The following is a 12,049-nucleotide window of genomic DNA, read 5'->3' on the forward strand; positions in this document are numbered from 1 at the left end:
GGGCGGGGAGCGGCGGGTCGGGCGCCACCCGGCCGCCGGTGACCGGCCAGCCGTCCTCCCAGGTCACCGGGGTCAGGAACGTCTCCCGGCCGAGGACGCACCGGTCGCCGTGGTGCGGCCGCATCCCGAGCAGGACCATCCACCACTCGCCGTCCGGCGTCTCGACGAGGTCGGCGTGGCCGGTCCCGACGATGGGATGGCCGGCGCCGAGGTTCCGGTGGGTCAGCACCGGGTTGCGCGGGTTCCCCCGGTACGGGCCGGTGACCTCGTCGGCCCGCGCGACCATTACGGCGTGGTCCAGCGCGGTGCCGCCCTCGGCCGTGAGCAGGTAGTAGCGACCGTCGATCTTGTAAAGGTGGGAGCCCTCCGACCAGATCGCGTCCTTCACCGCGCCGTCCCAGATGACGTGCTCCTCGCCGGTCAGGGTGAGGGCGGACCTGTCGAACTCGCGCAGCCAGATCTCCGTGTGCCCCTCGTACCGGCCGGTGAGCCGGGTGCCGGTGCACCAGGCGCGGCCGTCGTCGTCGAAGAACAGGGACGGGTCGATGCCCTCGCCGTCCAGCCGGTGCGCGTCCGACCACGGCCCGGCCGGATCGGACGCGGTCAGCACGAAGTGCCCCGACCACTCCGGGCTGTCCACCAGCGTGCAGATCAGGTAGAAGCGTCCCGCCTGACCCGGGGGCGCGTGGTGGCGCAGCGTCGGCGCGTACAGCCCGCCGGACGCGGGGACCCCCTGCAGCGGGAGCTGGCCGGGCCGGTCCAGGGCGTGCCCGATCTGCCGCCAGTGCACCAGGTCACGGCTGTGGAACACCGGCAGGCCCGGGAACCACTCGAACGTCGACGTCACGAGATAGAAGTCGTCGCCCACCCGGCAGATCGACGGATCGGGGTGGCAGCCCGGCAGGACGGGGTTGTCGAATCGCGCGGCGGACGTCACAGCAGCGTCACCTCGGCGGGGACGGACAGGACCCGGTCCGCGCCGAGCACGCGGACCGGGCCCTCCAGGGTGAAGGAGCCTTCCAGGGGCGTGTCGGCGCTCGATCCGCCGACGTGGACCCCGATCTCGCCGGGCTCGACGATGCGCCGCAGGTCGGGCCCGGTGAACGAGGTCCGGTCGGCGTGCACGTCGAACTCGACCCGCGCCGCGTCGCCGGGCTCCAGGCGGACCCTGGCCCATCCGGCGAGCCAGCGCACCGGCCGCACCACCGACGCGACCGGGTCGGACAGGTACAGCTGCACGACCTCCGTCCCCGCGCTGTCCCCGGTGTTGCGCACGACGGCGCTGACCTTGACCGACCCGTCCGTGGCGGCCGGCCCGCCCACCCGCAGGCCGCCGTACTCGAACCGCGTCCAGGTCAGGCCGTGGCCGAACGGGAACAGCGGCGCCGGGTCGACCTCGCTCCAGTCGTGGGCGCCGTCCATCTTCGAGCGCAGGTAGGTGACGGGCGGGCCGGTCGGGCTGCGCGGCACGCTGATCGGCATCCGCCCGGACGGCTCGACCCGTCCCGCCAGGACCCCGGCGACCGCCCGGCCGCCCTCCTCGCCCGGCAGGAACGCCTGCACGACGGCCGCGGCCCGGTCGGCGACGTCCCCCAGCGCGTAGGGGCGGCCGCTGAGCAGCACGACGACCGTGGGCGTGCCGGTCTCGAGCACCGCGGCGGCCAGCTCGGCCTGCCGGCCCGGCAGCGCCAGGGTCTCGGCGTCGCAGCCCTCCCCGGACGTGCCGCGGCCGAACAGCCCGGCGCGGTCGCCGAGCGCCAGCACGCACAGCTCCGCGTCGCGCGCCGCCGCCACCGCCGCCTCGATGTCGGCGTCGTCGGCGACCAGCACGTCCTCGGAGGCCGCCACCCGCACGCCGGGCAGCTCGTCCCGCAGCGCGTCCGCCAGCGTCGGGATCTCCACGCCCAGCGGCAGCTCCGGGTGCGCCCGGCCGACGTGGCTCGGGAACGTGTAGCAGCCCATCATCGCGAACGGGTCGTCGGCCAGCGGCCCCGCCAGCACGACCCCGGAGCCGGAGCGCAGCGGCAGCGCGCCGTCGTTGGCCAGCAGCACGACCGACTCCTCGGCCAGCCGCCGCGCCAGCGCCCGGTGCTCGGGCGGGTCGAAGTCCAGCGCCGCGCCGTCCCCGCCGTCCGGCGGCCCGTCCAGCAGGCCCAGTTCGGCCTTCAGGGTGAGGACGCGCGTGACGGCCCGGTCCAGCAGTTCCTCGGGCACGTCGCCCTGCCGGACCTGCTCGATCAGCGGCGTGCCGTAGCAGCGCACGGTCGGCAGCTCCATGTCGATCCCGGCCCGCAGGGCGAGCGCCGCGGCCTCGCCGCGGGAGGCGGCGACGCGGTGGCGGGTCTGCAGGAACGAGATGCCGAAGTAGTCGGCGACGACGATGCCCGTCAGGCCCAGCCGGTCGCGCAGCAGCCCGGTCAGCAGCCGCTCGTCGGCCGCGGCGGGCATCCCGTCGACGTCGGTGTAGGAGTGCATGACCGAGCGGGCGCGGCCGTCGCGCAGGGCCATCACGAACGGCTCGACGATGACGTCGGCGAACTCGCGCGGCCCGATCGGCGTGGGGGCCATGTTCCGGCCGGCGCGGGAGGCGGAGTAGCCGGCAAAGTGCTTGAGTGTCGAGACGATGCCGGATCGTTCCAAGCCCTGGACGTAGGCCGTGCCGAGGACGCTGACGAGATACGGGTCCTCCCCGATGCACTCCTCCGTCCGGCCCCAGCGCGGGTCGCGGACGACGTCGAGCACGGGTGCGAGGCCCTGGTGGACGCCGGCCGCCCGCATGCTGGCGCCGATCGCCGCGGCCATCTCGCCGACGAGGTCGGTGTCGAACGTCGCGCCCCACGCCGGCGGGCTGGGGAACACGGTGGCGCCCCACGTCATGAAGCCGTTGAGGCATTCCTCGTGCGCGATCGCCGGGATGCCGAAGCGGTTCCCGGCCGCGACGCGGCGCTGCAGCTCGCGGAGCCGGGCGGCGGACTCGGCGGCCGGGGCGGGCACGGTCCCGTACACCCGGGTGAGCTGGCCGAGGCCGCGGTCGATGACCTCGTCCAGCGTCGGGGCGAGCTCGTGGGAGTCGTCCTCCATCGGGGCCACGGGAGCGCCGGGCTCGGCGGGCATCGCCCAGTACCCGGCGAGCTGGCCCGCCTTCTCCTCCGGCGTCATCCGGGCCAGCAGGTCGGCGACCCGCTCGGCGACCGGCAGCCCGCGGTCGCGCCAGGGCTCACGGGTGGCGCTCGCGCTCGCGGCCGGGACGGCTTCGGTCATCGCTCCTCCGAGGGTGGTGGTGCGGTGGAGGCGCGGACACGCAGATCGGTGGCCAGCTCCACGCGGGGGGTCAGGGGCGGCCGCCCGTCGAGCAGCTGGAGCAGGGTGCGGGCCGCGACGCGGCCCATCTCCTCCAGCGGCTGCCGGACGGTCGTCAGCGGCGGCGACAGCCACTCGCAGGTCGGCAGGTCGTCGAAGCCGACGACGCTCAGGTCCTCGGGGATGCGCAGGCCGGCGAGCCGGGCCGCCTGGTAGGCGCCCATCGCCTGCTCGTCGCTGCCGGCGAAGACCGCCGTCGGCGGTTCCGGGAGCTCCAGCAGCTCGCGCGTGCGGGCGAACCCGCCCCGGTGGTGGAAGTCGCCGTAGCGGACGAGGTCCTTGTCGACGGCGATACCGGCGCGCTCCAGCGCCGTCCGGTAGCCGTCCACCCGGGCCTGGGTGCAGAGCATGTCCTCCGGGCCGCCGATCATGCCGATGCGGCGGTGGCCCAGCTCGATCAGGTGCTCGGTGGCGGACATCCCGCCGGCCCAGTTGGTGGCGCCGACGCTGGCGATGTCGTTGTCCGGGATGTTCACCGGGTCGACGAGGACGAGCCCCACCCCGGCCCGCGCCAGCTGGTCGCGCTGGCGGCGGGTCATGCGGGACGTCACCAGGATGACGCCGTCGCTGTGGTGCAGTGCGGGCAGGTTCGCCCAGCTGGGCGGGCGCGCGTCGTCCTCCCGCACCAGCGAGACGACGACGCCGGTGCCGTGCTCGGCGCACTCGGCCTCCACCCCCCGCAGGATCTCCACCGCCCAGGGGCTGTCCAGCCCGGCGAGGACGAGGTCGATCAGGCCGGAACGGCGGGCGCGCCGCGCGCCGCCGGGCCCCGGGTAGTTGTGGGTGCGCAGCAGCGCCTCGACCCGCTCGCGGGTCGCGGCCGCGACGTCGGTCCGGCCGTTGAGGACCTTGGACACCGTGGCGGGGGACACGCCCGCCTCGGCGGCGATGAGCGCCAGCGTCGGCCGGGACGGCCGATCCGGCATCTCGTCGGTGGTGCGCACGGGCACGCTCTTCTCCTTGCCGAGGAAACGATTGCGAACAGTATCGCAATGTTTCGCGGACTCCTAGCCCCCCGTGTCGGTAACTCTTCCGCACCTAATTGCGGTCAACCCCTGCTGAGGGGTTGACCGTAGGGGGTCGCGTTCTTAGAGTTCCACGGCAACGGAGCCCCGAAGACTTTCGAAACATTTCGAGCCGAGATCGATCTGGTTGTCACGTCCAGGCCGCCACTCCACCCCCGATCCAGGAGACCAACATGGGCATCCCTCACCTACCGCGCCGTTCCTTCCTCACCGCAGTCTCCGCGGGAGCCGTGCTGATCACGGCCGCGCCCATGCTGGCCGCCTGCGGCGGGGACGACTCCGGGTCGGACGGCAAGGTCACGATCGAATGGATGAACATCGCGACGACGGAGCCGTCGCAGAGCCTGTACCCGAAGATCGTCAAGGCGTTCGAGGCGCAGAACCCGAACGTCACCGTCAAGACCACGAACCTGGAGAACGAGGCGTTCAAGTCGAAGATGACCGCGCTCGTCGCCTCCGGCGACCTGCCCGACATCTACGTGACCTGGGGCGGCGGCGTGCTCAAGCAGCAGATCGACGCCGGGCTGGTCAAGGACATCACGTCCGACGGGTCCAAGGTGCTGGGGACCATGACCGACGTCTCCAAGAAGCCGTACCAGTTCGACGGCAAGACCTACGCCGTTCCCTACGACATGGGCATGGTCGGCTTCTGGTACAACAAGAAGCACTTCGAGAAGGCCGGGATCGACGCCCCGCCGAAGACCTGGACCGAGTTCCTGGACGCCGTCCGCAAGCTCAAGGACGCCGACGTCACGCCCATCGCGCTCGGCGGCAAGGACAAGTGGCCCGGCCACTACTACTGGTCCTACCTGGCGATGCGCCTCGGCGGCATGCAGGCGATGGAGCAGGCCGCCCAGAGCAACGACTTCGGCGGCACCCCGTTCGTCCAGGCCGGTGAGAAGCTGAAGGAGCTCTCCGACCTGCAGCCCTTCCAGCAGGGATACCAGAACGCCGGATACGACACGCCCGGCGGCCAGGCCGCCACGATGGGCGCGGGCAAGGCCGCCATGGAGCTGATGGGCCAGTGGGCGCCCGCCGTCCAGGAGGACGCCTCCGGCAACGAGCTGGGCGACGACCTCGGATGGTTCCCCTTCCCGACCGTCGAGGGCGGACCGGGCGCCGTGACCGACGTGTTCGGCGGCGGCAACGGCTTCGCGGTCAGCAAGGACGCGCCGCCGGAGGCCCTGGACTTCCTGACCTTCTTCATGAACGAGCAGAACGAGCGCGAGCAGGTGACCTCGGGCGCGTCCATGCCGGTCGTCAAGGGCGCGGAGAGCGCGCTGGAGGACCCGAACCGCAAGATGGTCGCCGAGGCGCTGAACAACTCGGCCGGGTTCCAGCTCTACCTGGACCAGGCGTTCCCGCCCGCCGTCGGCCAGGAGGTCAACGACAGCGTCGCGTCGCTCATCGCGGGCAAGAAGTCGGCCCAGGAGGTCACGCAGTCGGTCACCAAGGTGGCCAAGAGCCAATGACCCTGTCCGCCACGACCGATGATCGGCCGCGGCACGCCGCAGGGGCCCCGCGCGAGCGGGGCCCCAAGGCGTCGGCGGCCACCCGGCTGCGCGGCTGGCTGGCGAGCACCTGGTTCCTCGTCCCCGCGCTGCTGCTGTTCTTCTGCTTCGTCCTGACCCCGATCCTCGTCGCCTTCTTCACCAGCTTCTTCAAGTGGGGCGGCTTCGGCTTCCCCGACGACTTCGTGGGCCTCGACAACTTCCGGGGCCTGGCCGGGAACGAGGTCTTCCGCGGCGACCTGTGGCGCGGCCTCCTGCTGGTCGTCCTGTCGCTGGCCGTCCAGCTCCCGCTGGCCCTCGCCACCGCGGTGCTGCTGAACCAGCGGATGCGCGGCCGCGCGGCCTACCGGGCGGTCTTCTTCGCGCCCTTCATCCTGTCCGAGGTGATCGCCGGCGTCCTGTTCGGCATCATCTTCCTGCCGGGGAACGGGCTCGCCGACAGCCTGATCGAGGACCTGCCGCTGCTCGGCGGCCTGGCCGGCAAGTGGTTCTCCGACCCCGACACCGCGCTGCCCACCCTGATCGCCGTCATGACGTGGAAGTACTTCGGCTTCCACATGATGATCTACCTCGCCGGGCTGCAGGGCATCCCGAAGGAGGTCCTGGAGGCCGCCTCGATCGACGGGGCGGGGGCCTGGCGGCGGTTCCGGAGCGTCACGCTGCCGCTGCTGGCACCGACCCTGCGGATCAGCGTGTTCCTGTCCGTCATCGGCTCGATCCAGCTGTTCGACCTCGTGTGGGTCACCACGACGGGCGGGCCCACGCATGCAACGGAGACGATGGCCGTCACCATGTACGAGTTCGGGTTCAAGCGGTACCAGATGGGCTACGCCAGCGCGATCAGCGTGGCCATGTTCGCCATCAGCATGGTCTTCTCCCTGCTGTACCAGCGCTTCGCGCTCCGCCGCGACCTGCAGGGCGCGGTCACCAGCGCGGGAGGCCGCCGATGAGCCGCCAGGCGGTCGCGCGCAGCATCTCGCGGCACACGCTGGTCTGGGTGCTCGGCTCGTTCATCGTCGTCCCGCTGCTGTACGCGGTGCTGGCCGGCCTCAAGACCACGGGCGCCCTCACCACCAACCCCATCGGGCTGCCGGACGAATGGATGTTCTCCAACTACACGAACATCCTGTCGTCCGGCGCCTTCTGGCAGCAGATCGGCAACAGCGTCATGATCGCGGTCCTCACCACCGTGATCACGGTCGCGGTGTCGGCGCTGGCGGCGTTCGCGTTCGCCCGCTACGCCTTCCGCGGACGCGAGGTCTTCTTCACCGCGTTCGCGGCGGGGCTGATGTTCCCGCCCGCGGTGGCGGTGCTGCCGCTGTTCGTCCTGCTGCGCCAGTTCGGGCTGCTGAACAACCCCCTCGGCGTGATCCTGCCGCAGGCCGCGTTCGCGCTGCCCATCACGATCATCATCCTCCGCTCCTTCTTCCGGACGATCCCGGCCGAGCTGGAGGAGGCGGCGATCATGGACGGCTGCACCAGGTTCGGCTTCTTCTGGCGCATCCTGCTGCCGATGGCGCGGCCCGCCATCGGCACCGTGTCCGTCCTCGCGATCGTGACGAGCTGGAACAACTTCTTCCTGCCGCTGCTGGTGCTGGCCGACGAGAAGTGGCACACGATCCCCGTCGGCATCCAGCAGTTCCAGGGGCAGTACTCGACGGACTACGCCATGGTCATGGCCTACATCGTGCTGGCGATGATCCCCGCCCTGATGTTCTACGCCGTGGCCGAGCGCCAGCTGATCGGAGGGCTCACCGCGGGCGCCACGAAGGGCTGAGCACCGGTCCGCTCCGGCCGCGCGCGGGGGGCGGAACACCGTGGTGAAAGGGTGAAAGGGCCGTTCACGGGCCCGGCCGGCCGGGGTTAGCGTCCGGGTGGACCTAACTCTCCGACCCCCGTGAACGGAGGACGATGTCGACCCGGACACGTACCCCCCGAAGACGATCCAACGGAAGGACGGCCGCCGGCAAGCGGGCCACCAGGAAGAACAAGGCCCTGCTGGCCGGCGCCGTCCTCGGCCCGGCGATCGTGGCCGGGTCCCTGCTGACCGCGCCGCAGGCGGCGGCGCACGGCGCGCCGATGGTGCCGGGCAGCCGCACCTACCTGTGCTGGAAGGACGGCCTGACCCCGACCGGGCAGATCATCCCGAACAACCCCGCCTGCGCGGCGGCCGTCGCGCAGAGCGGCACCAGCTCGCTGTACAACTGGTTCGCGGTGCTGCGCTCGGACGGCGAGGGCCGCACCCAGGGCTTCATCCCCGACGGGCAGCTCTGCAGCGGCGGCGCGGTCGTGTACGACTTCAGCGGCTACGACCTGGCCCGCGACGACTGGCCGGTCACGCACCTGACGGCGGGCGCGGACATCGAGTTCCGGTACAACAAGTGGGCGGCGCATCCGGGAACGTTCCGCACCTACATCACGAAGGACTCCTGGAGCCCGACGCGGCCGCTGGCCTGGGACGACCTCGAAGCGCAGCCGTTCTACAGCGCCACCGACCCGCCGAGCGTCGGGTCGCCCGGCAACGAGAACGCCTACTACCACTGGAACGCGCGGCTCCCGTCCGGCAAGAGCGGCCGCCACATCATCTACACGGTGTGGGAGCGCTCCGACAGCAGGGAGACCTTCTACAGCTGCTCCGACGTCGTCTTCGACGGCGGCAACGGCGAGGTCACCGGGATCGGCCCCGGGGACGGCACGCCCACCGACCCGCCGACGGACCCGCCCACCGACCCGCCGGGCACCCCGGGCATGGTCTGCACCGCCACCTTCCGCTCCGTCAGCAGCTGGGACGGCGGCTACCAGGGCGAGGTGACGGTCACCAACACCGGCACGCTCCCGCTCAACGGCTGGATGGCACACCTCAGCCTTCCCGGCGGCCAGGCGATCGGAAGTCTCTGGAACGGCACCTACACCCAGTCCGGGTCCGACGTCACCGTCACCAACGCCGGCTGGAACGGCGCGCTGGGCGTCGGCCAGTCCACCACGTTCGGGTTCACGGTGAACACGTCCGGTGCGGCGGACGGACTCGACCCGCACTGCATGACCTCCTGATCCGCCGGCCGCTGTTTTACCGGCACCGCTGAAAGGGAATTGCTCCGAAGACCAAGGCGCTTCGAAGACCGGGCTCCGGAAGACGGAGGCTCCCCGGAGACAAGAGAATGTGGCCCGCGGCGTCCGACAGGGGACGCCGCGGGCCGCTCCCTTTCCCGGCGGGCCGCCGGGCGGGACGGGGGCCGATCACGGCCCGGGCAGGAAGAGGCCCCGTGACCGGAGCGGATCACGGGGCCCTTTCCCGGGGTGGCCGGTTACCCGTTACTGCACGGGCGGGTTGGCGTTCGCGAGCAGCTCACGGAACTGCGCGGAGAACCAGTGCCCGGAGATCGGCGCGTCCGGCAGGGCGCCGCTCGGGTTGTCGCCGTTGCGCGGGTTGCCCTCGTAGGCGGGGTCGCACATCTCGTCGAAGCCCTTGCCCTCGTCGTTCGGGATCTCCTCACTCGCCCCGTCCGACTCGCCGGGGGGCTTGATCCACACGTAGGCGTCGATGCCCGGCTCGGGGTTCGCGGTCGGCCGCTCGCCGAGGCCCGCACCGGCCTGGTTGCACCAGTTGCCGAGGTGGATGCGCCGGTCGGTCCGGCCGCCGTCGACATAGGCGTTCACGTCCGTCGTCGGGCCGGGACCGGCCGGGCGCTCGGGGCCGCCCCAGCCGTTGCGGCTGGTGTCGATGAGCATGCCGATGTCCTGGCCGAACCCGTTGCCGATGAGCTCCTGGCGGTACGCCTGCGCGTACGACAGCTCGTCCACGTAGCGGTTCCAGTCGATCCACGTGGACTGCCGGACGGACGTGCCGTTGACCGAGTCGTCGATGGTGAAGTGGGGCTCCTTCAGCGCCCCGTAGTTGGCCGTGTTGGTGATGAACCCGGCGACGTTGCCCAGCGAGCCGGACTGCTGGGCGACCTCGGTGAGCAGGTCGGCGGAGGAGCCGAAGTTGTCGTCCCAGCCGAGCCAGCCGTGGTGGCCGATGTCGATGTAGTTGTAGACGTTCGGGATGGCGCCGAGCTGCTGCAGCGCGTAGGCGATGCCCTCCTGGTAGTTGCCGTTCTCCAGCATCTCGTTGCAGTTCTCGGTGGCGACGTCCCCGGTGCCCACGTTGGTGATCAGGTTCGGCAGCGAGTCGATCTCCACGACCGTGACGATCCGCAGGTCCGCGTACGCGTCGTCGCCGAGGATCTCCGCGATCGGGTCGATGAAGTCCGTCTTGTACTTGCCGATCTCCTCCGGGCCGAGCTCGCCGTTGGACGCGAGCGCGGCGCAGTCGCGTCCGGGCAGGTTGTAGACCACGACCTGGATGGTGTCGGCACCCTGGTCGAGCGCCTCGTCCAGATGGTCGCGCAGGCCCATCCGGCCGCCGGCGCCCTCGATCGCCGCGATGCGGTCCATCCAGACACCGGTCGGCTCGTCGGCGACGGCGGAGCCGCCCGGTTCGGAGGCGGCGTTGGCCGACCACTCGGGGTTCACGTACACGTCCGCGCCGGCGTACGGGTTGTCGACGCGGTCACCCGGCGGATCGGTGGGCGGATCCGTCGTCGGCGGGTCGGTCGGGCCCGTCGTCCCGTCGCAGACGACCCCGTTGAGGGTGAACTGGGCGGGGGCCGCGTTGGTACCCGAGTAGGTGGCCTGGAAGCCCGGGGTCACGGTCGCGCCGGTGCCGAGCGTGCCGCTCCAGCTCGGGCCGGTCACGGTGACGTGACCGCCCGACTGCGCGAACGTCCCGTTCCAGCCGGACGTCACCTGCTGGTTCCCGGTGAAGTCCCACTCCAGCGTCCAGCCGCCGGTGATCGGGTCGCCGAGGTTGGTGACCGCGACGTTGGCGGTGAAGCCGCTGCCCCAGTCGTTGGTGGTGTAGTCGACCTTGCACCCGGGGGCCGCGCTGGCCTGGGTCTGGGCCAGCGCGACCGTGCCTGAGGCGAGCAGGAGTGCGGCCGATGCGGCCGCGAGGCCACGGCGGGGGCCGTGTCTCCTGCGCGCTGTGGGGGTCTTCATCCAGTTTCCTCCTCTGGTTGGGGCGGACGTCTTGCCAGTGGTGGGTTAGGGGGAGCGGAGAGCCGGGCGGGTCAGGGGACGGAGAGCAGGTGGTCGCGGAGACCGGCGCCGTACGGGGTCGGTGTGCCGTCGTAGGAGCTGATCAGGGAGGGGCCGCTGGAGCAGTCCCACGTGTTCCACGTCCAGCCGAGGTAGGACGCGCCGTGCGCGTCGAGCCAGTCCATCAGCGTGTCGACGTAGCCGTGGGCGCAGGTGTTCTCGCCGAACTCGCCGGCGACGAGCGGCACCTGCGCGGCGACGGGCGCGATCTGCTCGTCCCAGCAGGCCGCGTCGCTGCAGTAGTTGAAGTTGTAGGAGTGCCAGGACGCCGCGAGGTTCCCGGTCGGGTCGGACGGCTTCTGCGCGAGCCACCGGCTGAGGTCGTTGCTGTAGCTGTTGCCGCCGACCAGGACGACGTTCGCGGCGCCGGTGCCGCGGACGGCGTCGAGGAGGTCCTGCATCCCCGCCGCCTCGAAGGTCAGGCCCGGGCAGGCGTCCCCGCCGTCCCGCCAGCACCGCCAGGCCTGGTCGTAGTCCATGACCTGGAGGTTGTTCGGGTACGGCTCGTTGAACAGGTCGAAGACCACGGCCCTGTCGTCCTTGAACGTGTCGGCCAGCTGCCTCCAGAACTCCGGCGCGTACCGGGCGTCCGGCATGGGCTTGAGGCATTCGGCCGCGGCCGTCTCGCAGTGGCTGTCGTAGCCCGTCCACAGCCCGTGGCTCCAGTGGAGCTCCAGGATCGGCGTGATGCCGTTCTCCTTGAGCAGGGCGGCGTAGTCCTTGACCGCGTTCTGGTAGGCGGTGCCGCGGTAGGCGGGGTCGACGTTGTCCAGGCCCAGCCAGCAGTCGGAGTTGAGCGGCACCCGGACCGCGTTGACGTTCCAGCTCCTGATGGCGGCGACCGACGCGGCGTCCATCGGGCCGTCCCAGAAGGCGTAGCCCTGCACGCAGGCGAACTCCCCGCCGGACCTGTTCACCCCGCGCAGCCGGACGGTGCCGCCGGCGGCGTCCACGAGCCTGTTGCCCGCGACGCTCAGCTCGGGGGCCGTCCCGCCGGGCGGGGGAGTGGTGGGC

The 12,049-nt window shown here is 71.7% G+C and carries 9 protein-coding genes; 4 read left to right on the forward strand and 5 right to left on the reverse strand.

The genetic code is table 11. The features are described from left to right. From E1289_RS31870 to E1289_RS31880, 3 genes are all read right to left on the reverse strand, one after another. Nucleotides 1-937, reverse strand: a 937-nt coding sequence (locus E1289_RS31870) for a glycoside hydrolase family 43 protein (protein WP_131986882.1), incomplete at its 3' end; no start/stop codon positions are given. Further along, complete coding sequence (locus tag E1289_RS31875) at nucleotides 934-3,261, reverse strand: glycoside hydrolase family 3 N-terminal domain-containing protein (protein ID WP_131986884.1); 2,328 nt, start codon at nucleotides 3,259-3,261, stop codon at nucleotides 934-936. The genes E1289_RS31875 and E1289_RS31870, both read right to left, overlap by 4 nt. Continuing rightward, entirely contained in the window at nucleotides 3,258-4,286 is a 1,029-nt protein-coding gene (locus E1289_RS31880) for a LacI family DNA-binding transcriptional regulator (RefSeq protein WP_131986898.1), read from the reverse strand. Before E1289_RS31880 ends, E1289_RS31875 begins: the two co-directional genes overlap by 4 nt. Nucleotides 4,287-4,558: 272 nt before the next feature. On the opposite strand from E1289_RS31880, the gene E1289_RS31885 reads away from it, so the two are divergent. From E1289_RS31885 to E1289_RS31900, 4 genes are all read left to right on the forward strand, one after another. Next, nucleotides 4,559-5,857, forward strand: a complete 1,299-nt coding sequence (locus tag E1289_RS31885) for an extracellular solute-binding protein (protein ID WP_131986886.1) — start codon at nucleotides 4,559-4,561, stop codon at nucleotides 5,855-5,857. Beyond that, nucleotides 5,854-6,846 (forward strand): sugar ABC transporter permease, encoded by a 993-nt coding sequence (locus E1289_RS31890; RefSeq protein WP_131986888.1) that lies wholly within the window; start codon nucleotides 5,854-5,856, stop codon nucleotides 6,844-6,846. The genes E1289_RS31885 and E1289_RS31890 overlap by 4 nt, the downstream gene beginning before the upstream one ends. Then, nucleotides 6,843-7,673, forward strand: coding sequence for a carbohydrate ABC transporter permease (locus tag E1289_RS31895; protein ID WP_131986890.1), 831 nt, complete (start codon nucleotides 6,843-6,845; stop codon nucleotides 7,671-7,673). Before E1289_RS31890 ends, E1289_RS31895 begins: the two co-directional genes overlap by 4 nt. A 134-nt stretch (nucleotides 7,674-7,807) precedes the next feature. Continuing rightward, complete coding sequence (locus E1289_RS31900) at nucleotides 7,808-8,947, forward strand: lytic polysaccharide monooxygenase (RefSeq protein WP_131986892.1); 1,140 nt, start codon at nucleotides 7,808-7,810, stop codon at nucleotides 8,945-8,947. A gap of 261 nt (nucleotides 8,948-9,208) precedes the next feature. On the opposite strand, the gene E1289_RS31905 is transcribed toward E1289_RS31900, so the two are convergent. Next, nucleotides 9,209-10,936 carry a glycoside hydrolase family 6 protein gene (locus E1289_RS31905; protein ID WP_131986894.1) on the reverse strand — a complete coding sequence of 576 codons (1,728 nt, stop codon included), beginning with the start codon at nucleotides 10,934-10,936 and terminating at the stop codon, nucleotides 9,209-9,211. A gap of 71 nt (nucleotides 10,937-11,007) precedes the next feature. Continuing rightward, nucleotides 11,008-12,049, reverse strand: a 1,042-nt coding sequence (locus E1289_RS31910) for a cellulase family glycosylhydrolase (protein WP_131986896.1), incomplete at its 5' end; no start/stop codon positions are given.

The sequence above is a fragment of the Actinomadura sp. 6K520 genome (assembly GCF_004349245.1).
Lineage (GTDB): Bacteria > Actinomycetota > Actinomycetes > Streptosporangiales > Streptosporangiaceae > Spirillospora.

Bases quoted from the DNA above. Each gene is read 5' to 3' on its own strand.
- E1289_RS31885 (WP_131986886.1), top strand. From the start codon at position 4,559: ATGGGCATCCCTCACCTACCGCGCCGTTCCTTCCTCACCGCAGTCTCC.
- E1289_RS31905 (WP_131986894.1), bottom strand. From the start codon at position 10,936: ATGAAGACCCCCACAGCGCGCAGGAGACACGGCCCCCGCCGTGGCCTC.
- E1289_RS31900 (WP_131986892.1), top strand. From the start codon at position 7,808: ATGTCGACCCGGACACGTACCCCCCGAAGACGATCCAACGGAAGGACG.
- E1289_RS31895 (WP_131986890.1), top strand. From the start codon at position 6,843: ATGAGCCGCCAGGCGGTCGCGCGCAGCATCTCGCGGCACACGCTGGTC.
- E1289_RS31890 (WP_131986888.1), top strand. From the start codon at position 5,854: ATGACCCTGTCCGCCACGACCGATGATCGGCCGCGGCACGCCGCAGGG.
- E1289_RS31880 (WP_131986898.1), bottom strand. From the start codon at position 4,286: ATGCCGGATCGGCCGTCCCGGCCGACGCTGGCGCTCATCGCCGCCGAG.
- E1289_RS31875 (WP_131986884.1), bottom strand. From the start codon at position 3,261: ATGACCGAAGCCGTCCCGGCCGCGAGCGCGAGCGCCACCCGTGAGCCC.